At 48.4% G+C, this 24,119-nt stretch carries 22 protein-coding genes; 14 read left to right on the top strand and 8 right to left on the bottom strand.

Annotated features, from left to right (window positions below):
- The first annotated feature begins 17 nt into the window (after positions 1–17).
- The gene (locus BMY16_RS10945) at positions 18–1,736 is read left to right on the top strand and encodes a SulP family inorganic anion transporter (RefSeq protein ID WP_091842404.1); all 1,719 of its coding nucleotides are present in this window, start codon (positions 18–20) and stop codon (positions 1,734–1,736) included.
- On the opposite strand, the gene BMY16_RS10940 is transcribed toward BMY16_RS10945, so the two are convergent.
- The 5 genes from BMY16_RS10940 to nusB are packed head-to-tail and all read right to left on the bottom strand — an operon-like array spanning position 1,717 to position 5,028.
- A complete protein-coding gene (locus BMY16_RS10940) occupies positions 1,717–2,157 on the bottom strand; it encodes a DUF5606 family protein (protein ID WP_091842402.1) in 441 nt (146 codons plus the stop codon). The genes BMY16_RS10945 and BMY16_RS10940 overlap by 20 nt on opposite strands.
- Complete coding sequence (coaE, locus tag BMY16_RS10935; RefSeq protein WP_091842401.1) at positions 2,139–2,714, bottom strand: dephospho-CoA kinase; 576 nt, start codon at positions 2,712–2,714, stop codon at positions 2,139–2,141. The genes BMY16_RS10940 and coaE overlap by 19 nt, the downstream gene beginning before the upstream one ends.
- Positions 2,711–3,688 carry a CdaR family protein gene (locus BMY16_RS10930; RefSeq protein WP_091842479.1) on the bottom strand — a complete coding sequence of 326 codons (978 nt, stop codon included), beginning with the start codon at positions 3,686–3,688 and terminating at the stop codon, positions 2,711–2,713. Before BMY16_RS10930 ends, coaE begins: the two co-directional genes overlap by 4 nt.
- Positions 3,689–3,697: 9 nt before the next feature.
- A complete protein-coding gene (gene yajC / locus BMY16_RS10925) occupies positions 3,698–4,012 on the bottom strand; it encodes a preprotein translocase subunit YajC (RefSeq protein WP_091842399.1) in 315 nt (104 codons plus the stop codon).
- A 17-nt stretch (positions 4,013–4,029) separates the two neighbouring features.
- Complete coding sequence (gene nusB / locus BMY16_RS10920) at positions 4,030–5,028, bottom strand: transcription antitermination factor NusB (protein ID WP_091842398.1); 999 nt, start codon at positions 5,026–5,028, stop codon at positions 4,030–4,032.
- 257 nt (positions 5,029–5,285) lie between these two features.
- Between nusB and BMY16_RS10915 the strand changes: the two genes are divergently transcribed.
- Genes BMY16_RS10915 through BMY16_RS10900 form a run of 4 tightly spaced genes read left to right on the top strand, consistent with a single transcriptional unit; the run spans position 5,286 to position 7,887 of the window.
- Positions 5,286–5,888, top strand: coding sequence for a 50S ribosomal protein L25/general stress protein Ctc (locus BMY16_RS10915; RefSeq protein WP_091842396.1), 603 nt, complete (start codon positions 5,286–5,288; stop codon positions 5,886–5,888).
- A gap of 28 nt (positions 5,889–5,916) precedes the next feature.
- A complete protein-coding gene (gene pth, locus BMY16_RS10910) occupies positions 5,917–6,489 on the top strand; it encodes an aminoacyl-tRNA hydrolase (RefSeq protein WP_091842394.1) in 573 nt (190 codons plus the stop codon).
- The gene (locus BMY16_RS10905) at positions 6,490–6,870 is read left to right on the top strand and encodes an RNA-binding S4 domain-containing protein (RefSeq protein WP_091842392.1); all 381 of its coding nucleotides are present in this window, start codon (positions 6,490–6,492) and stop codon (positions 6,868–6,870) included.
- A gap of 24 nt (positions 6,871–6,894) precedes the next feature.
- A complete protein-coding gene (locus BMY16_RS10900) occupies positions 6,895–7,887 on the top strand; it encodes a calcium/sodium antiporter (protein ID WP_091842477.1) in 993 nt (330 codons plus the stop codon).
- 24 nt (positions 7,888–7,911) lie between these two features.
- On the opposite strand, the gene queF is transcribed toward BMY16_RS10900, so the two are convergent.
- Both queF and BMY16_RS10890 read right to left on the bottom strand, forming a co-directional pair.
- Positions 7,912–8,373: a preQ(1) synthase gene (queF, locus tag BMY16_RS10895; RefSeq protein WP_091842390.1), complete on the bottom strand. Its 462-nt coding sequence runs from the start codon at positions 8,371–8,373 to the stop codon at positions 7,912–7,914.
- Positions 8,370–9,062, bottom strand: coding sequence for a queuosine precursor transporter (locus BMY16_RS10890; RefSeq protein ID WP_091842388.1), 693 nt, complete (start codon positions 9,060–9,062; stop codon positions 8,370–8,372). Before BMY16_RS10890 ends, queF begins: the two co-directional genes overlap by 4 nt.
- Before the next feature lie 208 nt (positions 9,063–9,270).
- On the opposite strand from BMY16_RS10890, the gene BMY16_RS10885 reads away from it, so the two are divergent.
- The 4 genes from BMY16_RS10885 to BMY16_RS10870 all read left to right on the top strand — a co-directional run bounded on the left by BMY16_RS10885 (position 9,271) and on the right by BMY16_RS10870 (position 16,827).
- The gene (locus BMY16_RS10885) at positions 9,271–11,055 is read left to right on the top strand and encodes an oxaloacetate decarboxylase (RefSeq protein WP_091842386.1); all 1,785 of its coding nucleotides are present in this window, start codon (positions 9,271–9,273) and stop codon (positions 11,053–11,055) included.
- A complete protein-coding gene (locus BMY16_RS10880) occupies positions 11,055–11,591 on the top strand; it encodes an HDIG domain-containing metalloprotein (RefSeq protein ID WP_091842475.1) in 537 nt (178 codons plus the stop codon). Before BMY16_RS10885 ends, BMY16_RS10880 begins: the two co-directional genes overlap by 1 nt.
- A gap of 70 nt (positions 11,592–11,661) precedes the next feature.
- Positions 11,662–14,535 carry a putative LPS assembly protein LptD gene (locus BMY16_RS10875; RefSeq protein ID WP_091842384.1) on the top strand — a complete coding sequence of 958 codons (2,874 nt, stop codon included), beginning with the start codon at positions 11,662–11,664 and terminating at the stop codon, positions 14,533–14,535.
- Positions 14,536–14,565: 30 nt separating this feature from the next.
- Complete coding sequence (locus BMY16_RS10870; RefSeq protein WP_091842382.1) at positions 14,566–16,827, top strand: cation:proton antiporter; 2,262 nt, start codon at positions 14,566–14,568, stop codon at positions 16,825–16,827.
- Here BMY16_RS10870 and pepT read toward each other — a convergent pair.
- Positions 16,824–18,047 (bottom strand): peptidase T, encoded by a 1,224-nt coding sequence (gene pepT / locus BMY16_RS10865; protein ID WP_091842381.1) that lies wholly within the window; start codon positions 18,045–18,047, stop codon positions 16,824–16,826. The genes BMY16_RS10870 and pepT overlap by 4 nt on opposite strands.
- 987 nt (positions 18,048–19,034) lie before the next feature.
- Here pepT and BMY16_RS10855 point away from each other — a divergent pair.
- The 5 genes from BMY16_RS10855 to BMY16_RS10830 all read left to right on the top strand — a co-directional run bounded on the left by BMY16_RS10855 (position 19,035) and on the right by BMY16_RS10830 (position 24,117).
- Positions 19,035–20,384 carry a DUF389 domain-containing protein gene (locus BMY16_RS10855; RefSeq protein WP_091842377.1) on the top strand — a complete coding sequence of 450 codons (1,350 nt, stop codon included), beginning with the start codon at positions 19,035–19,037 and terminating at the stop codon, positions 20,382–20,384.
- A 230-nt stretch (positions 20,385–20,614) separates the two neighbouring features.
- A complete protein-coding gene (locus BMY16_RS10850; protein WP_091842375.1) occupies positions 20,615–21,040 on the top strand; it encodes an Hsp20/alpha crystallin family protein in 426 nt (141 codons plus the stop codon).
- 601 nt (positions 21,041–21,641) lie between these two features.
- Positions 21,642–21,860: a DUF6633 family protein gene (locus tag BMY16_RS10840; protein WP_139207207.1), complete on the top strand. Its 219-nt coding sequence runs from the start codon at positions 21,642–21,644 to the stop codon at positions 21,858–21,860.
- Positions 21,861–21,949: 89 nt separating this feature from the next.
- Positions 21,950–23,329, top strand: a complete 1,380-nt coding sequence (locus BMY16_RS10835; RefSeq protein WP_170836090.1) for a sel1 repeat family protein — start codon at positions 21,950–21,952, stop codon at positions 23,327–23,329.
- 5 nt (positions 23,330–23,334) lie between these two features.
- Positions 23,335–24,117 carry a DUF2971 domain-containing protein gene (locus BMY16_RS10830; protein WP_139207206.1) on the top strand — a complete coding sequence of 261 codons (783 nt, stop codon included), beginning with the start codon at positions 23,335–23,337 and terminating at the stop codon, positions 24,115–24,117.
- Positions 24,118–24,119 lie beyond the last annotated feature (2 nt).

Genomic DNA, 24,119 nt, shown 5'->3' with positions numbered 1-24,119 from the left:
GATAACAGATTTAAAAGATGACATCGTTGACATTTAAGCCGAAACTGTTTTCGACACTCAGACATTACGATCGCCGCCAGTTTACGACTGACCTGCTGGCTGGTATTATTGTGGGCATTGTGGCCCTGCCGTTGGCTATCGCCTTCGGTATCGCGTCAGGTGTGACGCCAGAGAAAGGTATTATCACGGCCATCGTGGCAGGACTGATCATCTCGCTGTTTGGAGGCAGCAAGGTGCAGATCGGAGGTCCTACGGGCGCGTTCATTATTATTATATATGGCATCATCCAGCAGTATGGCTTCGAGGGTCTGACCATTGCCACGCTGATGGCTGGCGTGTTCCTCATCATGTTTGGTGTGCTTCATCTGGGAACGATCATCAAATATATCCCTTATCCTATCGTGGTGGGCTTTACGAGCGGTATCGCCTTGACCATCTTCACCACGCAGATCAAGGACCTCTTCGGACTGACGATGGCTTCCGTGCCCTCTGATTTCATTGAGAAGTGGATAGCCTATATAGGCTCATTCCCCACCATCGACTATTGGAGTGCGGGCGTGGGTATCGGTTCTGTAATTGTGATTGCCCTGTGGCCGAAGATTGCGAAGTTCAACGGGGTGCTGAAGAAGTTGCCAGGGTCGCTGATTGCCATCATTCTGATGACGATAGCGGCCTTGTTGCTGAAACAATATGCTGGTGTGACCACCATCGAGACTATCGGCGACCGTTTCTCTATCTCCAACCAGCTGCCAGGGGCTCAGGTGCCTCAGTTGACATGGGATGTGATCAAAGGCCTGGTGTCGCCAGCCATTACCATCGCCATCCTTGGCGCCATCGAGTCGCTGCTCTCTGCCACTGTGGCCGATGGTGTCATCGGTGACCGTCATTGCTCGAATACGGAGCTGATTGCCCAGGGTCTGGCTAATCTGGCCTCGCCCATCTTCGGTGGTATCCCTGCTACTGGCGCTATTGCCCGTACGATGACAAACATCAACAACGGTGGGCGTACGCCTGTGGCTGGCATCATCCATGCTGCCGTATTGCTGTTGATTTTCCTGTTCCTCATGCCGTTGGCACAGTATATCCCCATGGCTTGTCTGGCTGGTGTGCTGGTCATCGTGAGCTATAACATGAGTGGCTGGCGCTCGTTTACGAGTATCCTGAAGAATCCCAAGAGCGATGTCATCGTGCTGTGGGTCACTTTCCTGCTAACGGTGATCTTCGACCTGACCATCGCCATCGAGGTGGGTCTCATCTGCGCCTGTCTGCTGTTCATGCGTCGTATGGCTGAGACCACTGATGTCAAGGTTATCAGTCAGGAGATCAACCCTGAGGAGGAAGACAGCGATTTCCAGATGGGTAACCTTGAACACCTTACCATTCCTGAGGGTGTGGAGGTCTATGAGATCAACGGTCCGTACTTCTTTGGAGCTGGTAACCGCTTCGAGGAGATTATGGGTGCCCTGCGCCATCAGCGCCAGAAGCCCCGTGTGCGTATCATCCGAATGCGTAAGGTGCCATTTGTGGACTCTACGGGTATCCATAACCTGACAAACCTCTGCCTGATGTCACAAGCAGAGGGTATTCAGGTGGTGCTCTCAGGCGTTAATGAGCGGGTGCAGGCTGTGCTTCACAAGGCTGGCTTCGATACCATGCTGGGTGAAGAGAATATCTGCAGCCACATCAATTCCGCCCTTGAGCGAGCTAAGCAGTTGGTTATTCCTCAGAAGCTTTAGAAGCCTCAGAATCCTCGGGATTCTCTGGCTCCTTGAAGTCGGTGATGCCGGCCTCTACAAGGATATTGTACCAGGTGATGAGTTTCTTAATGTGACTGTTCTGCACACGGTCCTGATCCCACTCGGGCAGTACCTTGGTGAAATAGGCACGGAGCTCCTCACCTGATGCTTTTTTCTCATTGATGCTGGCCTTCTGGCCATTCTCCAGGTTCTTCAGGTTCTCCAGAACGTCCATCAGGGGCACGTCGTCTGTCTCAGTGAACATGGCAATATCGTTCAGAGAGGTGATGCGCTCGGTAGCGAAGGCAGGCATGCGCTTGTGCGTACCATCGAGAGCTTCTACAATCAGGTTGTTGTTACCTCTTGAAACGAGTTTATACAGGCCGGGCTTTCCGGCGATAGCTAAAATGATCTGTTGCATTGTCTTATAATATTTTCTAATTGTTGATCGATATCTGTTTCTCCATCGTTGATGATGACGTAGTCGGCCCTGTGGATAATCTCTTTCTGATCCATCTGGCGATTCATCCACTCCAGTACCTTCTCGCGACTGATATGGTCGCGCTCCATGACACGACGGATGCGTATCTCTTTGGGAGCCACGACGGCTACCACCTTGTCGACAAGCCTGTAGATGCCTGATTCAAACATAAGGGCGCTTTCCATCCACTGGAGTCCGCTTTCTATGAAGTCCTTGAATACGGCAGGGTGGACGATACGGTCGATGGCTTGGGCGTTGCTTTCTGAGGTGAGCAGGAATTTCGCCACGACAGCCTTGTTAAGAACAGCCTCGCCTTCGACGTCTGTATAGACTTCCGGGCCAATGAGGGCTGTCAGCTGTTGCCTGATTTCTAGCGACGTGCGGATGAGGCGTTTGGCTGCATCATCGCAGTCGTAGACTTCAAAGCCCTGTTGCCTGATTCTTTGGCATACATAGCTCTTCCCACTGCCAATGCCTCCTGCAATCCCTATCTTCATTCTGATTCAGACTCTACGAGGTAGTCCACAGTGGTTGTTTCCAACCTGGTCCGTGAGATGCCTGAAGGCACTTCCTTGAGGTATATGTGGCACTTCTCAGAAGGATGCCGCTTGATCTCATTATAGTCGGCAATGACCTTGAAATCCTCGCGTTTCAGTTGACGGAAGGTGCTCACACCTGTCACGAAACTGACGGAGACCTTGGCAGGGAACGTGCGCAGGATTAAGCCTTCTGGCATGTTGATGCCTTGTACGGGGATGCCGTCAATCTTCTCCTCTGTCAGCACATCGGTAAAGAAGGTGACCTTCACCTTATCAGGCACCATCTTCACACCCTTGATCTTGTTGAGTTCGCAGGTGGCTATCAGGGTATCGCGGAAGTTGGCGTAGTTCAACTGTTCCGTATAGACCATGCTGATACTGTCGAGCTTCTCTTCCGGAGCATAGATAGTGATGCTGTCTGGCGAATATTCTACACGTGAGATGAAGAATAGCTCTTCAGGAATCACGCGTCCGCTCCATCTGACAGGCACCAGCTTCTTGGCACCGAAATTATAGAAGAATTCGAGCTTCTCGGGCTTGACACTGGTGATTCTCGAACCACTGGCCAACTGCTGGTAGACCATCTTCTGCAGGTCTTGGGATGAGATGGAACCAGAGCCGTTGTTCTTGGAGTAGGTACGGAAGTTGACGTTGACTTTCTTCAGAATGTCGCCATACATATAGGTCAGCAGGGTGAAACCTTTGTCGCGGATGGTCATCTTGACGGTATCCACCTCACTGGATGTCAGCACGACATTCTTTGGTGCACCAACTACGGAGACGGGGATGGAAAATTCTTTCTCATAGGTCTCGTTCAGGGCCAAATTCAGCCAGAAGATGCCTGCGAGTATCAGAAAGAAAACGAATATCAGGACTTCCTTGTTCGTTTGACTGAACAAGAAATTCCTGATAACCTCCCACATCTTTTTCATGAATAGCACTTACTTTGTGGCCTGCTGCTGGGCAGAAGCAAAGACAGAAGTCTTTTCAACGGTGATCACCACATCTTTGGCAATCTTCACGTCAACCGTGTTCTTGGCCAGGTCGATACTCTTCACCGTACCGTGAATGCCTCCACCAGTAACCACCTCTGTACCTTCCGTCAGCTCGTTCTGGAACTTCTGGATCTCTTTCTGCTTCTTCTGCTGGGGCTTAATCATGAAAAACCACATAATGGCGAAGATGGCCACCATCATGATGATCATGCTCATGCCGCCTCCCTGTGCTGCTTGCGCAACTAATACTAAACTTTCCATTTCTTATTGTTTTGTTTTTAATCTTTCTTGATTCTGGGTCTTTTGCCAACCTTCTCTACCTTTATGGCCTTGGGTCTCTCCTTGGCAGGGTCGATGTGCTTCATCAGGCGGCCTGTCTTCACGAGGTTACGTGCGATGGCATCCAACATACCGTTGATGTAGCCACCACTCTTGTGGGTGGAGTAGAACTTGGCAATCTCCACATACTCGTTGATGGTAACGCTGACGGGGATGTTGGGCAGGGTCATCATCTCTGCGATGGCAATCTGCATGAGGATGATGTCCATATAGGCCAAACGGGAGAAATCCCAGTTACGGGAAGCCTCGCTCATATAGTGCTGATACTCGTCGGCATTGAGGATGGCTGCACGGAACAGCTTGCGGGCAAAATCCTTTTCCTCGTCGCTGTCCCATTCGGGCAGCAGCTCCTGCTTGGCACCGTCCTGTTCGTTGAAACGCTTGATAGTCTTTACTACAAAGGTGTCAACCACCTCCTTGTCGTCGTTCCAGTAGAGGCTCATGTCCTCAAGGATGCTGTCGATCTCGTCGTTTTCCTGGATAAAGGCCTTATACAGTTTGCGCCAGAGTTCGCGGTCGGCTTCGTAGCTGTCCTCCTCGCTCTCCATATATGTCCGATAGATCTCGCTCTGCTCAATCTTCTCAAACAACTGTCCGATGAAGGTGGCTGAGTCCTCCCAACTGAGTTTCTGTGTGCTCAGGAATTCGTTCAACTGCTTGTTTTCGCTCAACTGCAGGGCGAAGCGGTTGAAGACAAACTTCCTCGATGGCTCCTTCATGCCCTCGCGCTTGGCTCTGGTCTGAACCAGATCCAGACGGCGCTCTGCCTCTTTGGTGATAGCCACGATGAGAGCTAATAAATAATTATAAAGGTCATAAGCTTTTGATAGGCTGAAGAAAAGCTCTTTCTCAGCCGAGTCGATGTTCTTGTTACCGTTTTGATAGTAAGCATAGGTTAACTGAACAATCTTGATTCTAATAATTTCTCTGTTAATCATCTCACTTGATGCTGTTTATGTTCATATTAATATATTATTGTAGCTGCAAAGGTATGTATTTTCTGGCGAATATGCAAGAAAAAGCATCTTTTTTTCGCATAACACTTGACTTTTATCATTTTTTTGGGTTTTTGTTTGCACGAAATCAAAAAAAGTACTACCTTTGCACCGCTTTTTCGGCAAGTAGGCCGAGATTCGTGTGATGGCGAATTAAGCAAAAGGTATTTTTAACAACTTAATTTAGAGTAACACAAGTTATGAAAGAAATCAGCGTAAGTGGCCAGAAGCGTGCCACAACTGGTAAGAAGGCATCTAAAGAGATGCGTAAGGAGGGACTCGTTCCCTGTAATCTGTATGGTGAGAAGAAGAGTGAGAAGGGTCTCCCCGAGGCTCTCTCGTTTGCAATCCCCGCAGCCCAGCTGCGTCGCGTTGTGTATTCTCCCGATGTTTACGTGGTTAACATTTCAATCGACGGTGAGGCTCACAAGGCTGTCATCAAGGAGCTTCAGTTCCATCCCACAACGGATGCTCTGATGCATGTCGACTTCTTCGAGGTTAACGAGACGAAGCCCATTACCATTGGTATTCCCGTGAAGCTGTCTGGTCACGCTCAGGGTGTTCGCGATGGTGGTCGTCTGAGTCAGGCTGTTCGTCAGCTCAACGTTACCGCTCCTTACAAGCAGATTCCTGAGGTTCTCGATATCGACGTTACCGAGCTGAAGCTGGGTAAGGCCATCAAGGTGGCTGAGCTGAACTTCGAGGGTCTTGAGATTGCTACTCCTGCACAGGTAGTAGTTTGCTCTGTGAAGGCTACACGTGCTTCTCGTTCTGCAGCTGCTGCAGCTGAGGAGAATGCTTAATCCGGCTTGCGGCTAAAAGCTTGACAGCATGGATAAGTTCTTGATTGTTGGATTGGGAAATGTCGGCGACGAGTACGAGATGACCCGCCACAACACAGGCTTTATGGTATTGGATGCTTTTGCTAAGGCATCCAATATTGTTTTCAGCGACCGTCGCTATGGTTTCGTGGCCGAGACATCGTTGAAAGGCCGTAAAGTGTTCCTGCTGAAACCCTCCACTTTCATGAACCTCAGCGGCAATGCCGTGCGCTATTGGTTGAATAAGGAGAATATCGATCAGTCTCGTCTGCTGGTCATCAGCGACGATGTGGCCCTTCCCTTAGGTGCCTTCCGCCTGAAAGCGGGAGGCTCTAATGGCGGTCATAACGGCCTGGGGCATATCCAGCAGTTGATAGGGCAGAACTATGCCCGACTACGTATGGGTATCGGCAATGAATTCCCCCGTGGCATGCAGGTCGACTGGGTGCTGGGCAAGTACGACGAGGAGGAACTCAAAACCCTCCAGCCATCCATCGATACGGCTGTCGAGATCATCAAGTCGTTCGTCATGGCTGGCATCGATATTACGATGAATCAATTTAACAAACTGGGAAAGAAGTAGATGGAAGAGGCTAGGATTGATAAATGGCTGTGGGCTGCCCGGATCTTCAAGACCCGTTCCATTGCTGTGGATGCCTGCAAGAATGGGCGCGTCACTATTGAAGGCGTCTGCGTGAAGCCTTCCCGTATGGTGAAGGTGGGCGAGACTGTCAGCGTGCGCAAGCCTCCCGTCACTTACTCTTTCCGCATCCTGAAGACCATCGAGATGCGTGTGGGAGCCAAGCTCCTCCCCGAGATTTATGAGAATGTGACGGCTCCAGAGCAATACGAACTCTTGGAGATGACGCGTATCAGCGGTTTTGTGGATCGTGCTAGGGGTACAGGCCGTCCCACGAAGAAAGACCGCCGTTCGCTTGATGCGTTTATCAACGAAATGGATTAAACAACAAAACTATATAGGCTTATGATGTTACTGCTCAATGTCGTTTATATCGTAGTAGGTATCGCCCTCGTCTTGTGGGGGGCCGATCGCCTTACTGAAGGAGCCTCTTCGCTGGCTCGTGGTATGCGTGTCCCAGAAATAGTCATCGGTCTGACCATCGTAGCGGCTGGAACTTCTGCCCCAGAGCTGTTCGTCAGTCTGATGTCGGCCCTTAAGGGTACTCCTGACATGGCTGTCGGTAACGTTATCGGTTCGAATATTTTTAACACGTTGCTCATCGTCGGCTGTTCTGCTGCCATCGCACCGATGGCCATCCAGCCCACTACGGTCAAGAAGGATATCCCCTTCGCTGTGGGAGCCTCGATGCTGCTCTTCATGCTCTGTTTCGACGATATGGACTCGCCCCACCTTTGGGGAAATGAGATCAGCCGTTCCGATGGCATCGTCCTGCTCATAGCGTTTTTAGGGTTCATGTTCTATACCTTCCAGATGGCGCGTAGGGATGGTCTTTTGCCAAAGAATGAAGAAGAGCTTGGTGTTACGCCTGTGAAGGAGCCACGCGACTTTACTGGCCTTTGGAAGCACCTCTCTTTCATTGTCATAGGTCTGGCATGTCTTATCATTGGTGGTAATTTCTTTGTCGATGCAGCCACCTATATCGCCCATCGCTATGGTGTCCGTCAGAGTGTCATCGGCCTGACCATCGTGGCTGGTGGTACATCACTGCCCGAGTTGGCCACGAGTGTCGTAGCTGCCTATAAGGGCCGCTCTGCCATTGCCATCGGAAACGTTATCGGCTCCAATGTGATGAACATCGTATTGGTGCTGGGCCTGACTTCTGTCATCCATCCCTTGCGTATCATGGGTATTACCATCGTCGACCTGACGATGATGCTGGTAAGTGCTGGTTTCCTCTGGCTCTTCGCCTTTACGAAATATTTCGTATCCCGTCGCGAAGGCTTCCTGCTGATAGGCTTCTTCGCCTGCTATATGGCCTGGCTGCTGTATCTGCTCTAAGTAAACCCCTTTCTAATTGTCAGTTTATTGGAATGTGTGGTTCAGGAGGCGCTGCTCGGCGAGTTGTTCGTACTTGGTGCCGGGGCGGCCGTAGTTGGCATAGGGATAGATGCTGATGCCACCACGAGGGGTGAACAGACCGACGACCTCGATATACTTGGGGTCCATCAGGCGAACCAGGTCCTTCATAATCACGTTCACACAGTCCTCGTGGAAGTCACCGTGGTTGCGGAAGCTGAAGAGATAGAGTTTCAGGCTCTTCGACTCGACCATGCGCTCACCAGGGATATACATGATCTTGATTTCCGCAAAGTCGGGCTGTCCTGTGATAGGACAGAGCGATGTGAACTCTGGGCAGTTGAACTGTACCCAGTAGTCGTTCTCGGGGTGCTTGTTCTGGAAGGTTTCCAGCACCTCTGGCGCATAGTCCATCCTATACTCGGTCTTCTTGCCGAGATTCTTCAGTCCTTCTTGTTCTCTGTTCATAGTTCCTTGACTTTAAAAATATTATATGCCACATCCTTATCAAACACGTCCTCATGGTCGTGTTTCTTGGTGAATGCCACCACGCGGATGGTTACTGGCAGTACCAGAATTTCGTAGAGGGTCTTCAGCGTCACCTGCGTAATCACCAGCGAGGGCATCTCTTCCCAGGGAATCACGCCTCCGAGGGCTAAAGGGAAGAAGATGATGGAGTCGGTGAGCTCTCCAAAGACGGTGCTGAGCACGGCACGATAGGAGAAGTTCTTACCTGCCGACGAGAGCTTCATGCGGCTCATCACATAGGCATTCATGAACGATCCGCAGATGAAGGCCAGGAACGAGGCGCCTGCAATACGGGGTGCCAGACCGAAGATCTGATGGAACCCCTCTTGACCGTCCCAGTAGGATGCGCCAGGGATCCAGTCGGCGATAGCGCCGAAGAGCACGAAGAGGAAGTTCATGGCGAAGCCTAGCCATATCAGCAGGCGGGTGCGGCCATAGCCCCATACCTCGCACACCACATCGTTGATGATGTAGCTGACGGGGAACACAATCAGGCCAGCCGTCATGTTGGCAGGACCAAACGAAATCTGTTTTGTCTCGAGTACGTTTGCCGTTATCAGACAAACGCAGAACAGCACGCTGTAGAACATGAACAGCACGCTGATTTTCTGTTCTTTCTTATTTTCCATTTTCTTGTTTTGTTAAAGGGGGTTGGCCTTCCGGACCTTGCAAGTACCCCTGTGTTTCGGGCCGCAAAGGTACGATGTTTTTTGCAGACTTCCAAATTATTTATAAAAATAACATAAAAAATGGTGGCTTTTTGCGATAAATCCAAGAAAAATGACTAAATTTGCAAGTCTGATGACTAAAAAGTAAGGAAACACATTATTATATATTATGGCTAAAAAGAAAATCCAATTCAGTCTCGTGTACAGAGACATGTGGCAGAGTTCAGGCAAGTTCCAGCCCCGCAAGGACCAGTTGGAGCGCATTGCCCCCGTTATCATCGACATGGGCTGTTTTGCCCGAGTGGAAACCAATGGTGGTGCCTTTGAGCAGGTGAACCTGATGGCAGGTGAGAATCCTAATGCGGCCGTGAGAGCCTTCTGCAAGCCCTTCAACGAGGTGGGCATCAAGACCCACATGCTCGACCGTGGTCTGAATGCCCTGAGAATGTACCCCGTGCCCGATGACGTGCGTGCGCTGATGTATAAGGTAAAGCACGCCCAGGGTGTCGACATCACCCGTATCTTCTGCGGTTTGAACGATACACGTAACATCATCCCGAGCATCAAGTGGGCCAAGGAGGGCGGCATGACGCCTCAGGCTACGCTCTGTATCACCACATCGCCCGTTCACACGGTGGACTACTATGCTGCCATCGCCGATGAGGTGATTGCTGCAGGTGCAGAGGAGATCTGCTTGAAGGATATGGCCGGTATCGGACAGCCTGCCATGTTGGGTGCCCTGACAAAGGCCATCAAGACCAAGTACCCCGATATCATCATCCAGTATCACGGCCATTCCGGTCCGGGTCTCTCCATGGCTTCAATCCTCGAGGTCTGCAACAATGGCGCCGACATCATCGATACGGCCATCGAGCCACTGTCGTGGGGTAAGGTGCATCCAGACATCATCTCCGTCCAGTCGATGCTGAAGAACGAGGGCTTCGAGGTGGCCGACCTGAATATGAATGCCTATATGCAGGCTCGTACGCTGACTCAGGAGTTCATCGACGACTGGCTGGGCTACTTCATCAATCCTGCCAACAAACACATGTCTTCACTCCTCTTGGGTTGCGGACTGCCTGGTGGTATGATGGGCTCGATGATGGCTGACTTGGGTGGCATCCAGACCATGATCAACAAACTGCGTGCCCAGAAGGGTGAGCCTGAGTTGACGATGGACGACATGCTGGTGAAGCTGTTCAACGAGGTAGAATACGTCTGGCCGAAGGTGGGTTATCCCCCATTGGTAACGCCGTTCTCTCAGTATACGAAGAACATCGCCCTGATGAACCTCCTCACTATGGAACAGGGCAAGGGCCGCTATGTGATGATGGACGATGCCATCTGGGGCATGATCCTCGGCAAGAGCGGCAAGGTGCCTGGCGAGATTGCGCCCGAACTGAAGGAGCTGGCTGCCAAGAAGAACCTGGAGTTTACCGATGTCGATCCCCATACACTCCTGGAGAATGCCCTCGACGGATTCCGCAAGGAGATGGACGAGAACGGATGGGACTATGGACAGGACGACGAGGAACTCTTCGAGCTGGCCATGCACCCCGAGCAGTATCGCCCCTTCAAGAGCGGTCAGGCCAAGAAGAACCTTTTGGCCGACATCCAGAAGGCCAAGGACGCCAAGTTGGGCGGTGGCAAGAAAATCTCTCAGGAGGAGATCGACGCCATCAAGCACGCGAAGGCCGATGCCGTGAAGTCGCCTCTGGCTGGACAGCTCATCTGGAGCTTTGGTGGCGAGGGCGTACCTGCTGCCTGCATCGAGCCATTCATCGGGCAGACTTATAAGGAAGGCGACATCTTCTGCTATCTCCAGACCAAATGGGGCGAGATAGTGGAGATTCCTGCAGCCCTCGGCGGCAAGCTCGTGGACATCACCGTGAAGCCTGGTCAGAATATCCGTCAGGGTGATACCATCGCGTGGATTGAGAGAAGTGCGAAATGATGGACTATCAGTCGGTCATAAATAAGTATTATCCGTCGGAGAATGAACTCCGACGGATACTCATGGTGCACAGTCGTCAGGTGGCCGACCGTTGTCTGAAGATAGCGAAGGCCCATCCGGAGTTGAAGCTCGACGCGGAGTTCCTGGAGGAAGCCGCGATGCTGCATGACATCGGTATTTTCGAGTGTAATGCCCCAGGCATCCAGTGTTTCGGGGAGGCACCCTATATCCAGCACGGCATCATCGGGGCACAGATTCTGCGAGAGATGGGGTGGGAGCGTCATGCCCGCGTGTGTGAAAGGCATACAGGTACGGGCCTAACTAAGTGGGACATCGAGCAACAGCAGCTGCCCTTGCCCCATCAGGACTTTATGCCCGTGGAACTGGAGGAGCAGGTGGTCTGCTATGCCGACAAATTCTACTCCAAGACCCATCCAGGCAGCGAGCGGACGGTGGTGGAAGCCATGCGCAGTCTGGAGAAATTCGGATGGGATGGTGTGAAGCGATTCCAGAAATGGGTTGACTTATTTGAATAATAAAAGGTAAAAAAGTAAAAAAGTAAATGGGGAATTTTGTAATTCCCCTATTTTGTTGTATTTTTGCAGCGTGAAAAGAAAATCGGCCATCATCCTGATGCTCTTCGTTATCCTGTTTGTGATGGCGGAAGTACCGATGCGGTTTGTCTCTGAAGCCATGCGGGCTGCGGAGGCAAATGATAGTATTGTGGCCGATAGCGTGGTTGCAGTCCCCATCGTTACGGACACTATTGTCGAGGGAGATGCCGCTGCCAAGATCAAGCGCGACACAACGACGATGGACTCCATCGAGCTCGCCATCTACAAGCATAATAAGGCTGTGGACGACTCGCTGGCCAAGGACAGCATCAACCGCAGCCGTAAGAATGGTATCGACTCGCCCGTAGAATATGTGGCCAACGACTCGTTGACCTATGATGCCGCCTCGGGGCTGGCACATCTTTATGGAGAGTCGAACGTGAAGTACCAGAATATGGACTTGCAGAGTGCGGAAATCTATATGAGCCTCGATAGTAATCTCGTACATGCCACGGGAAAAATGGACTCTGCCACCCACGAGTTGGTGGGAACGCCAGTTTTCAAGATGGGCAGCGACCAGTATGAGAGCGATACGATGGCCTTCAACTTCAAATCCAAGAAAGGACTTATTTCTGGTGTCTATACCCAGCAGGATGACGGATTCCTGACCTCAGAACTCTCCAAGCGAGGCGCTAATGGCGAGATGTTCCTTCATCATGGCCGTTATACCACCTGCGATGATCCCCATCCCGACTTCTACCTCGCTCTCTCTCGTGCCAAGGTGCGACCAGGTAAGGATGTGGTATTCGGTCCTGCTTATCTCGTGGTGGCTGACGTGCCTCTGCCACTGGCTGTGCCATACGGCTTCTTCCCCTTTACGAAGAGCTACTCCAGTGGTCTGATCATGCCTACCTATGGTGACGAGATGGAAAAGGGCTTTTATTTGCGCGACGGTGGATACTATTTCGCCATCAGCGATAAGATGGACCTGAAACTGCTGGGTGAGATCTACACGAAAGGCTCGTGGGGACTCTCTGCTGCCTCGAATTACAGAAAGCGCTATCGTTACAGCGGTCAGTTCTTTTTCAACTACCAGAATACCGTCCATGGTGAGAAGAATACACCCGACTATGCGAAAGAAACCAGTTTTAAGTTACAATGGAGCCATAGTCAGGACCAGAAGGCTAATCCTTTCTCGTCGTTGAGAGCCAGCGTGAACTTCGCTACTTCGAGTTACGAGCAGAACAATCTCACCTCGATGTATAATCCTCAGACCAGGACCCAGTCGACACGAACCTCTTCAGTATCGTGGAGTACCAATTTCTCGAGTATTGGCATGAGCATTAACGCCGGCATGCGTGTGAACCAGAACATGCGCGACTCCACCATTGGCATGTCGCTGCCTGAAATGACCATCTCCATTGCCCAGTTTTATCCCTTCAAGCGGAAGAAGCGTGCAGGTGACGAACGCTGGTATGAGAAGATCTCCATGAGCTATACCGGTAACATCGTTAATGAGATCAACACGAAAGAAGACAAGCTGCTCCATTCCAGTTTCAGTAAGGACTGGAAGAACGGTATGCAGCATCAGATACCTGTCAAGGCCAATTTCAACCTCTTCGGCTATGTGACCCTGACGCCTGGCTTTAACTTCACAGACCGAACGCTCTTCAGTAAGGTCAACAAGTCATGGGATCAGGTGAAACAGCGGGAGGTGGTCGATACGATTAGCGGTTTCTATAATGTCTATAACTGGAACATGAGCATTGGTGTGACAACGAAGCTCTATGGCTTCTGGATTCCTAACCGTAAGATCTTTGGCGACAAGATCCAGGCCATCCGTCACGTCCTGACCCCCTCGGTAAACTTCAGTTATGCCCCTGACTTCGGGGCGTCACGCTATGGCTATTGGAAGGAATACCAGAAGACCGATGCCGAAGGTAATGTGACGATGGTGTCCTATAGTCCTTATAGCGTTGGAGCCTATTCTGCTCCATCATCAGGAAAACAGGGAACGTTGAATTTCGAATTGGGCAACAATCTTGAGATGAAAATCAAGTCGGACGACGACTCCACGGGTTTCAAGAAGATATCGCTCATCGATGAGTTCCGACTCTCAACCTACTACAACTTCGCTGCCGACCGTCAGCCAATGGGTCCTGTGAGCGCCACCCTTCGTCTGAAACTTACCAAGAGCTATACGCTGAACCTTTCAACATCCTTTGCCTCCTATGTCTATGAGGTCGACAAGAATGGTAACATCGTGGAGAGCGACCATACCACCTATTGGCAACAGGGTAAGTTGGGCCGTTTCTCAAATATCTCGCAGAACCTTTCTTATACCCTTAACAATGAGAAGGTCATGAACTTCATCAAGCGCCTCAGAGGTGAGAAAGTAGAGAAGAAAGACGACAAGAAAAAGCGTGGTGAGGATGATGACTGGGATGATGGTATGGAGACCAACATCGATAAGGATATGGAAAAGGCCAAGCATGCCAGTCGCCGACAGAGTAATGAAAAGGCTGAGACTGATGAAGACGGCTATATGGCCTTTAAGATGCCTTGGAACCTGAGCATTGGCTATAATATCAGTATAAATGAGAATAAAGATAAGGAGAAGTTCAACTATAAGACGATGCGCTATCCCTACTCGTTAACCCAGGGCCTGAACGTCAGCGGCAGCCTCGCCATCAGCGATGGCTGGAACATCAACTTCTCCTCGGGCTATGACTTCGAGTACAAGAAAATCTCGATGACCACAGCCTCACTTTCGCGCGACCTCCATTGCTTCAATATGTCGTGCTCTATCGTGCTGGCACCTTATACGAGTTATAACTTCTCGTTCAGGTGTAATGCCGCGACTCTCACCGATGCGCTGAAATACGATAAGCGATCGGGCTCCACCAATGCTGTTCAATGGTATTAACATTATAATCGCTAAAAACTAAATTACTACATGGCAGAACTTCCAACAATGATTCAAGACCTAGCACTGATCCTGATGGTGGCTGGTATCGTGACTATCATCTTCAAGAAGCTGAAACAACCCCTTGTACTCGGTTATATCGTGGCAGGTTTCCTGGTGAGCCCGCACATGCCTTATACGGCTTCGGTGGCTGATATGGAGAACGTGCACCTCTGGGCTGATATCGGTGTGATGTTCCTACTCTTCTCTCTGGGCTTGGATTTCTCGTTTAAGAAGATTCTCAAGATGGGTGCCTCGCCCATCATTTCCACCTGTACCATTATCTTCTTTATGGCTATGCTGGGCGTGTGTGTAGGCCAGCTCTTCGGGTGGAGTAAGATGGACTGTATCTTCTTGGGTGGTATGCTCGCCATGTCGTCGACCACCATTATCTATAAGGCTTTCGATGACCTCGGTCTTCGTGAGCAGCAGTTTGCTGGTATGGTGATGAGTGTGCTCATACTGGAGGATATCCTTGCCATCGTGATGATGGTGATGCTGAGTGCCATTGCCAGCGGAAATAATCCCGATGGCGGACAGATGCTCGGCTCGGTGATGAAGATCGGTTTCTTCCTCATCCTCTGGCTTGTTGTGGGTATATTTGTTGTTCCCCTGTTCCTGAAGTCGGTGCGCAAACTGATCAATAACGAGGTGTTGCTCATCATGGCCCTGGGTCTTTGTTGCGCCATGGCTGTGTTCTCCTCGGCAGTAGGATTCTCCTCAGCCTTCGGTGCCTTTATCATGGGTAGCATCCTGGCAGAGACCATTGAGGCAGAGCGTATTGAGAAACTCGTGGAACCCGTTAAGAACCTTTTTGGTGCTATCTTCTTTGTATCAGTAGGTATGCTTGTCGATCCAAAGATTCTGGTGGAGTATGCTGTGCCCATCGTGTGTCTGGTGCTTACCATTCTGATTGGTCAGGGCGTTCTTGGCACGTTCTCATTTATGTTAGGAGGTGAGTCGCTCAAGTCGGCCATGCGTTGCGGTTTTTCTATGGCACAGATCGGTGAGTTCTCGTTTATCATTGCCTCATTGGGCCTCTCGCTCAGCGTGATTAGCGATTTCCTTTACCCCGTGGTTGTGGCTGTATCCGTCATCACCACCTTCCTGACGCCGTATATGATTCGTCTGGCCACGCCGGCCTATAACCATCTGGAGCATCACTTGCCTAATAAGATCATCAAGTCGCTCAACCATCTCAGCATGAACAATACCCACACTCAAGAACAGAGCCTGTGGAAGAAGCTCCTGAAGCAGATGGCTGTCAATACGCTGATCTATAGTATTCTTACTTCAGCCGGCATCGCTGTGATGTTCACGTTTGTGTTGCCTTTCTTCCGCAGGCTTCTGCCTGGTTGGGAACTTCATTGGTATGCCAATGCTATTACAGGCCTGCTCACCGTGGTGCTCATCTCCCCCTTCCTCAGGGCCATGGTCATGAAGAAAAACCATAGCAGCGAGTTCAAGGCCCTTTGGGCAGAGTCCAACCGTAACCGCCTGCCCCTGATCTTCACCATCATTGTGCGTGGAATCATTGCTGTATCTTTTGTGTTCTACATCATCAATTACCTCAGCCGCTTCACCAATGCGCTTATGATCACGATTGGCCTGGTGGTTGTGTTGCTGATTGTCTTCTCGCGCTGGGTCAAGCACCGTAGTATCCTGCTTGAGCGCCTGTTCATGCTGAACCTGCATTCGCGTGATATCGATGCCCAGGTGCATGGTAAGAAGCGTCCGCTATATGAAGGTAAGCTGTTAGACCGCGATATCCACATTGCAGACTTCCAGGTGCCTTACAACTCAATGTGGATGGGTTCCACGCTCAAGGAACTGAATCTCGGACAGAAATACGGGGTTCATGTCAGTAGTATCCTTCGAGGTGGCATGCGTATCAACATCCCCGATGGCGACTATATGATCTTCCCTTACGATGTGTTGCAGGTGATTGGTAGTGACCAGCAGTTTACCGCTTTCCGCCAAGCGCTGGAAAAAGAGGTGCTGGGTCGTGACTATGAGTGGGAGAATCGTGAGATGAAACTTCGTCAGCTGATTATTGGAGAAGACAGTCCGTTTGTGGGTAAAACGCTCATCGAGAGTGGCATCCGCGATATCTACAGTTGTATGGTGGTAGGTATCGAGGAGGGAAAAGAAAGCCTCTCGCGCTTTGCACCTACCCGTAAGTTCCAGGCAGGTGATATCATCTGGGTGGTAGGTGAGTTAGACGCGCTCCACACTCTGTTGAATAATCCCTAATTATTGAAATCCGCAACAAGTTTGCAGATCTCTATGATGACCTGCTGGGCCTTCTCCATGCTTTGGATGCTGACAAATTCGTAAGGTCCGTGGAAGTTTACGCCTCCTGCAAAGATGTTGGGGCAGGGTAGGCCCTTGAAGCTGAGCTGGGCCCCGTCGGTACCGCCACGAATAGGCTTTACCCTCGGAGTAACCCCGCATGTCTGCATGGCATGTAGCACGACGTCGATGACGTGCATCTGCGGGTCGATCTTCTCCTTCATGTTATAGTACTGGTCCTTGATTTCGGCCGTTATGCTGCCCTCGCCATACTTCTGGTTCAATGCCTTTACCACGCCCTCTATGGTGCGCTTGCGGTCTTCAAACCTGTCGCGGTCGTGGTCTCGGATAATATAGGACATCGTGGCACTCTCCACGTTGCCCTTTACATTCAGCAGGTGGAAGAATCCCTGATAGGCCTCAGTAGTCTCGGGGCGCTCGTCCTCAGGCAGCATGGCTGCTAGTTCCATTGCCAGCAGGTTGGCATTCACCATTTTGCCTTTTGCATAGCCAGGGTGGACACTCACTCCTTTTATATTGATGCGTGCACTGGCGGCATTGAAATTCTCAAACTCCAGTTCGCCCACGTCGCCTCCGTCCATCGTGTAAGCCCAGTCGCATCCGAACTTCTCCACATCGAAGTAATGGGCTCCCATGCCAATCTCTTCGTCGGGGTTGAAAGCAATGCGGATATCGCCGTGCTTCACTTCCGGATGGTCTCTCAGCCAGCACATCGCCTGCACAATCTCTGCGATGCCCGCCTTGTCGTCGGCTCCTAAGAGGGTGTGGCCATCGGTCACAATCAGGTCTTCACCAACATGCTGCAACAGCTCTGGGAATTTCTTGGGCGAACTCACGATACCCTCAGACAACAGGATGTCGGAGCCGTTGTAGTGGTTCACGATATGGGGCTTGATGTCTGCTCCCGAGCAGTCGGGGCTGGTGTCGTAGTGCGAGATGAAGCCAATCGTAGGGATATCGCCTTTCGTGTTGGCCTTCAGCGTGGCGTAGATATAGCCACGGTCGTCCATCTCCACGTTGCTGAGCCCCTCATGTTCGAGTTCTTTTTTCAGGTATTCAGCGAATATCAGCTGTTTTGGGGTACTGGGCACACTGTCGCTGTCTTCAGTCGACTGTGTGTCAAACTGTGTATAGTTCAGAAATCTTTCGGTAATATCCATAATTCTTATTTTGCGGCTACAAAGATACGATAAAGTGGACAGAATACCAAATTTATTAGCTTTTTTTCTAATTGATAGTCTAAATACTGTACATTTTTCAGTTTTTCTGTTTAAGTTCTATCAATAGATGTATTATTTGCTGAATATCAAATGTTTATATCTCATTTGTAATTCTACTAAACATCTACTAATGTTCTACTTTAGTTCTACCAATCTTCTACTAATGGATGCGTTGCCCTATACCTCTTTACTACATGTTTAGACGTACTTCTCTCTACTTTTATTCGCCATTAACCATCATCGATATACGTCTTCACTCTCGAATTCTCTAGAGAATTTAGAGGTTTGTGACGACCTTTCTTTCACTTTGCAGGGAGTAAACTCTTGAATTCTCTAGAGAATTCAAGAGTCACATTCCGGTAGAATCCCAGTCACTTCGTAGTGAAATGCCAGAAAGGTCGTAGTAAACTGGCACAAAAGTAGTACTTTAGTAGAATATTTGTAGAACTAAAGTAGAACATTAGTAGAGGTTGTATTTTGTTTAACTATTTGAAAACAAAGAGAATATCATGGATTATGTAGAAGATGACGTTTATCTGCAGCTTTGCTTGCAAAGAACTCCTCCACAGAATGCTCGATGATTCGTATCAGTTCATCACGCCTGAAATCATCAGACTGTCCAAAATGCGCCGTAGACTAATACTTGGTGAAGTTATACTTCTCCCTCAACTCAGTTTTCTTTTCCTCGCTTTGGGAGGTAAAGTAACCTTTCCAGCCTGGGCAAAAGTTAATGTGCCAGCGCCAGAACTTACCTAACATCGAATTGGGCTTCTTGTCATAGTGTGCCCTAAATTTGCAGTTTTCGCAATTATGTGCCATATCAAATTTCCTAAACTATTTTAATAATTGCTGCAAAATTAGCAAATTTGTGGCAAATTAAGTAACTTTGCCCTTAGTTTTAATATGTTTTGTGATATATAAAATGATATGACTATAAGCAAATTTATCGAACATGCAGGCTACTACTTTAATCTGATGCCCGACAAAGAGGACGAACAGGCGATTATAGCTCAGATTACCGAAGGGGTGAGTTTCAGGGGAGCCAACCTTTGGGTGCTTATCTTTGCCATCTTCATTGCTTCGCTGGGCTTGAACGTCAACTCGACAGCTGTCATCATTGGTGCCATGCTTATCTCGCCACTCATGGGACCCATCGTGGGTTTGGGGTTGGCTGTTGGCACCAATAATCTTGACCTGCTGAAGCGTGCAGGCAAGAACTTCGGTGTAGCAACCCTCATTAGTGTACTGACGGCCACTGTCTATTTTCTCTTGACACCACTCAGCGAGGCACGGTCGGAGCTGCTGGCACGCACGGCGCCCACACTCTATGATGTACTTATAGCCTTCTGCGGCGGTGCGGCGGGCATCATCGCCCTGTGTACACGAGGCAAGGGCAACGTTATCCCAGGTGTTGCCATAGCCACAGCCCTGATGCCCCCACTGTGTACAGCTGGCTATGGACTGGCAACGGGCCATTTGCTCTATTTCCTCGGAGCATTCTACCTGTTTTTCATCAACACCGTGTTTATTGCCCTTGCCACCTATTGCGGTGTACGGCTGATGAATTTCCAGAAGCATGAATATCAGTTGAACGGAAGGGCGGTCAGGGGGCGTCGCATACTGATGTCTATCGTCATCCTGACCATGCTGCCGGCAACCTACATGACCGTCCGAATCGTGCAACAGAGCATTTTTGATAACAATGTAAGGAAATTTGTCAAGACTGAACTGACGCAGCGCGGTACTCAGATTATTTCGAGCGTTGTAGACAAGGACAGTTTAAAGTTGCGTGTCGTTGCCGTAGGTCGCGAAATAAGCAATCTGACCCAGGCCGAAGCCCAACGCAGGATGAATGAATACGGACTGGGGGACTATACCCTTCGCATCATCCAAGGCACGCAAAGCGACAGCGTGCTTGCACTAAGTCATCAGATAACCTCGCTGACCACCAGCCAGGAAGCCGAGCACAGACAGCTTTTACAGCTCTCTGCGGAGAATGTCCTTCTGAACCAGCAGCTAAATGAATATAAGCGATACGAGGCTCTTGCAACCGAAATCCGCCCGGAAATAGCTTCACTCTTCCCGCAGGTCAGCAAGATTGCACTACAAAGAGTTGTTGAAGTGAACAGGGATTCCACAGGCATACATCAATATGTGGCAGCTATCATAGAATCCGACAAGAAAAAGTCTTTCTCTGAAGCAGAAATCAAGAAACTACATAACTGGCTGTTGGCCAGAATAAAGACAGATAGCCTGATTGTTATTAAACGTGAGTGAAATCAATTATCCAAATATGATGACAATGTTTAAGCGAGTTTAATAAATTGTCAGCATAGTTTAAGCGAGTTTAAATTCCGTGCCAGTTTGACTTCAGCGATTGTCATTCTGGCATGGATTCTTTCTATTGGCACGCAACTTGCACTGTCCTTAGTGAAAGCCGAAGCAAACAAGCCGAGGCGATCAGAACAAATAAGTTAAACTAAAAGTATAATTAGGAGGTATTGATTATGTTGAACGGATTAATGAAAAGCAATGGTTGGTTCCCAACAATGTTTGATGATTTCTTTAACACTGATTTTATGCCTCGTGCCAACAGTACAGCACCCGCAGTCAATGTCAAGGAGAGTGAGAAGGCCTACACAATGGAACTTGCAGCTCCAGGCATCAAGAAAGAATATTGCCGCGTAGCCATCAATGACGAAGGCAACCTCACCATCGCCATTGAGAACAAACAGGAACACAAGCATGAGGACAGTCACCGTCACTATCTGCGCCGTGAGTTCAGCTACTCTAACTACGAGCAGAACTACGTGCTGCCAGACGATGTGGTGAAAGACCAGATTTCTGCCAAGGTTGAGGACGGCATCCTGACCATCACCATGCCGAAGACCGAGCCGAAGGAGAAAGTCACCAAGGCCATTGAGATCTCGTAAGATAAAGATGGTTCAAAAAACTAATCAAAGCCCGACCTGCAATTTGCAAGCCGGGCTTGTTAGTATGGCAAAAACATAATTCCACGTCCATCCCCTTTGGGACTGTAACCATTCTCAGTTCACATCAATTATTATCGTACCAATTTTTTTGCCTCTTTTTTCTTTGCGAAGCCCCTTTTCGGATTGAAACCAAAAAATCGGCAAGCGGTTGATAATCAATCATTAGCCGATTTTTAAAAGTGATCCCGTTGGGATTCAAACCCAAGACCTTCAGAACCGGAATCTGTCATTCAATTTCTTTGAGTATCCCTTTGTTTATGGGCATCTTCGGCATTCCTCAAAAACGCATTTGCGCCGATTTTGCGCCGATTCGGCATTGTTAATACTCTCCTGTCGGTTGCAAAGGTACGAATAAGCGAGCAAAAAGCCAAATTAATTATGGACTTTTTCGTGTGAAAGTGCTTCGTATGAGCACAAATTTGGAAGATTGTACTGTCAATTTGGAAAATTTTCCATAAAATCTTCACTTTTCTGGATAAAAATCCTATCATTGCTCTATCTGAGCACTGATGCCAGTCTGGGTTGTGGATTAAAGGAAGATGTGACAAAGGATCAACTTCAGTTCACAGCTATGGCAATCTTCAGCAGATACCGCTGGCTAAAGGCCAGTGAAGTGATGTTGTTCTTCTTCAATTTCAAGGCTGGCTTCTATGAACGTTTCTATAGCTACTTCGATACGCAGACTATCATTAGGAGTTTCAAGGCATTTCTCGAAGAACGGGCATTAGCTATTGCTGCACGTGAACGAGAAGTTAGATGAAATAGGAATACCCCAATTCCACATAATTTCATATTGAAATTACTCTTCTGTTCGTTTACAAGCCTTGCAAATGGAGTTTTTTTTATAAAATGGTTGTTCTGTCGAAAAAAACATCTATCTTTGCATCCATGAATGCCAACGATCAAAATGTTACATATACCTTTTATGGTTTAGGACCAGACTTCATTACCTGGTTCTATCCCTTGGACACTACACCCATTGACCAAGAAATACTTGATCCAAATGGGCAGATCGGGCTTGAGTATTATGAAGACATCCCTGGTGCTATTGAGCATCTGAGCCCATTTGATAGTGAATGGTTTATGCAAAAAGGGAATGAAGAAGCATTGGGCACTCTGCGAGAAGACTTGGTATTCTTATCTACTGTCTTCGGAATGATTGGCGCCCACTCATTGCTTGCCCAACTGGTAGGCTCTGCTGAAGAAAGACTGTTCCAATATAAACTCGGTGCAGAAGGCGGCAGTCCTGAGTGTATGGTTGGCTTTGGACAGATGATGTGCTTGAAAAATCATGTGTCTGATGGCTGGCAATGGATAGAGAAAGGTGCAGAGAAAGGATGCGAGATGGGAATGCTGCTGGCTGGAATCTCTTATCAATATGGAACGCTTTCTGAAATAGACTACAAGAAAGCAGCCTACTTCTATCGACGTGCTATCAAAGAGTTTCATAACTTCTTTGCTTTCATCAATTATGGTGTGATGCTTGTAGATGCCAATTGCTGCCATACGGCATTATACACTTTTGGGCATGCTATGAAACGGAGTGAAAGCCAGATGCAGCTTCTGAAAAGAAAAGGCATGACCAATATTTTAAGCAACATCGATTCATGTGAGGCCCTGCTCCAATTACCATACGAAGTTAGACCTAAACATATTGCATTTGAGCATCATAGCCCAGAACTTGACAGCTCTTTCTGTCAAAAGGGTGAATCGCCCAGACCAGTGGGAGCATACGGGCAGAAACCTCAACCTTGGCAACCAGATAATAGTAGGATGGTTCCCAAAGACATAGAAGAACGTGACAACTATCTGGCAAAGATTAAGTCAAGGGAGGTAATGATGGAGATCGATGAAAAATATCGCATCTTCCTGAAGTATGATGACGGAACACCAATTGCAGAAGTCAAGATGCCAGCATTGCCAAAGGCTCTCTACTTCGTTTTCCTTAATCATCCAGAGGGCTTCCCGCTTAAACACCTCATCGATTATCGCGAGGAATTGCTCTTGTGGTATCGAAAACTCTCAAATCGCAAGGATGTAGAGAAGTATATTGATAAATTGGTAGACTCTACAGATAATTCTGCTAACGAAAAGATCTCTCGTATTCGTGAGGCATTTGAAAAGATCAAAGAAAACATAGAAATGAAATCCTATATCCCTATGGGGGCGAAAGGGGAATGTTTTTATGTTTCTGTTGATAAGAAAAGAATTATTTGGAAATTAAAATAGGGAATATGGAAAAAGACGAATTTAACAAACTTGAGAAATTGTATCATTATACTTCATTTGATAGTTGCATTAAAATATTGCTATCAAATACGTTACTTCTTGGAAAACTATGCGACTTAAATGACATTAATGAGTTATATAGGCCTCTTTTCTCAAAGACTCTTGAAGGAACAGATTTTGATTACGTGAGAAAAGAATTAGGCAAATATCAACAATTATCTTTAACGCAGGATGATAAAAGTATTGATAGGTTGGGATTTGATATTCCTGCAATGTGGGGACATTATGCCGATAAAGGAAGGGGAGTCTGCTTAGTTTTCAATAAAGCAAAATTATTGAAGGCAAAACCATCTTTCGTTTTACAAACAGCAAGTGTTGATTATGATAAAACATATACTCCTGACATTCATTTTTCTATAAACGAGAATGGCACACTTGTCCCATTTACTGAACAAGAAATAGTGGATTTGTTTTTTAAGAAAACAAATGATTGGTCATATGAACAAGAATATCGCATTATAGCAAAGAATGATATTAATGATCTTAGGTTATTATATGAAATAGGTGATTCCCTTGAAGGAATAATACTACGTAGAGCTGATGACATTACGCCAGAAAAAAAGATTTTCTCATCAATAAATTTCACTATATTAAAACAACTATTGGGTGAAAAGATAATCAATAGCGAGTTGTTCTGGGAAAAAAGAATTTGGGAATATAATTCGTTTATTAATGAGCGTAATTTATGTGATTTTGAGGGTGATTCACCATGGAGCGTATACATTTAAGT

It is taken from the genome of Prevotella sp. ne3005 (assembly GCF_900110085.1).
Classification (GTDB): Bacteria; Bacteroidota; Bacteroidia; order Bacteroidales; family Bacteroidaceae; genus Prevotella.
Note: the sequence above shows the minus strand (reverse complement) of the source record. Positions and strands in the feature narration are given on the sequence as shown.

What these genes read in the sequence shown, in the direction of transcription:
- BMY16_RS10900 (WP_091842477.1), top strand. Translation starts at nt 6,895, where the DNA reads ATGTTACTGCTCAATGTCGTTTATATCGTAGTAGGTATCGCCCTCGTC.
- BMY16_RS10830 (WP_139207206.1), top strand. Translation starts at nt 23,335, where the DNA reads ATGGAAAAAGACGAATTTAACAAACTTGAGAAATTGTATCATTATACT.
- BMY16_RS10905 (WP_091842392.1), top strand. Translation starts at nt 6,490, where the DNA reads ATGGAAGAGGCTAGGATTGATAAATGGCTGTGGGCTGCCCGGATCTTC.
- BMY16_RS10890 (WP_091842388.1), bottom strand. Translation starts at nt 9,062, where the DNA reads ATGGAAAATAAGAAAGAACAGAAAATCAGCGTGCTGTTCATGTTCTAC.
- coaE (WP_091842401.1), bottom strand. Translation starts at nt 2,714, where the DNA reads ATGAAGATAGGGATTGCAGGAGGCATTGGCAGTGGGAAGAGCTATGTA.
- BMY16_RS10835 (WP_170836090.1), top strand. Translation starts at nt 21,950, where the DNA reads ATGGTTGTTCTGTCGAAAAAAACATCTATCTTTGCATCCATGAATGCC.
- BMY16_RS10855 (WP_091842377.1), top strand. Translation starts at nt 19,035, where the DNA reads ATGACTATAAGCAAATTTATCGAACATGCAGGCTACTACTTTAATCTG.
- BMY16_RS10930 (WP_091842479.1), bottom strand. Translation starts at nt 3,688, where the DNA reads ATGAAAAAGATGTGGGAGGTTATCAGGAATTTCTTGTTCAGTCAAACG.
- yajC (WP_091842399.1), bottom strand. Translation starts at nt 4,012, where the DNA reads ATGGAAAGTTTAGTATTAGTTGCGCAAGCAGCACAGGGAGGCGGCATG.
- BMY16_RS10870 (WP_091842382.1), top strand. Translation starts at nt 14,566, where the DNA reads ATGGCAGAACTTCCAACAATGATTCAAGACCTAGCACTGATCCTGATG.
- BMY16_RS10940 (WP_091842402.1), bottom strand. Translation starts at nt 2,157, where the DNA reads ATGCAACAGATCATTTTAGCTATCGCCGGAAAGCCCGGCCTGTATAAA.
- pepT (WP_091842381.1), bottom strand. Translation starts at nt 18,047, where the DNA reads ATGGATATTACCGAAAGATTTCTGAACTATACACAGTTTGACACACAG.
- BMY16_RS10885 (WP_091842386.1), top strand. Translation starts at nt 9,271, where the DNA reads ATGGCTAAAAAGAAAATCCAATTCAGTCTCGTGTACAGAGACATGTGG.
- nusB (WP_091842398.1), bottom strand. Translation starts at nt 5,028, where the DNA reads ATGATTAACAGAGAAATTATTAGAATCAAGATTGTTCAGTTAACCTAT.
- queF (WP_091842390.1), bottom strand. Translation starts at nt 8,373, where the DNA reads ATGAACAGAGAACAAGAAGGACTGAAGAATCTCGGCAAGAAGACCGAG.
- BMY16_RS10850 (WP_091842375.1), top strand. Translation starts at nt 20,615, where the DNA reads ATGTTGAACGGATTAATGAAAAGCAATGGTTGGTTCCCAACAATGTTT.
- pth (WP_091842394.1), top strand. Translation starts at nt 5,917, where the DNA reads ATGGATAAGTTCTTGATTGTTGGATTGGGAAATGTCGGCGACGAGTAC.
- BMY16_RS10945 (WP_091842404.1), top strand. Translation starts at nt 18, where the DNA reads ATGACATCGTTGACATTTAAGCCGAAACTGTTTTCGACACTCAGACAT.
- BMY16_RS10880 (WP_091842475.1), top strand. Translation starts at nt 11,055, where the DNA reads ATGGACTATCAGTCGGTCATAAATAAGTATTATCCGTCGGAGAATGAA.
- BMY16_RS10915 (WP_091842396.1), top strand. Translation starts at nt 5,286, where the DNA reads ATGAAAGAAATCAGCGTAAGTGGCCAGAAGCGTGCCACAACTGGTAAG.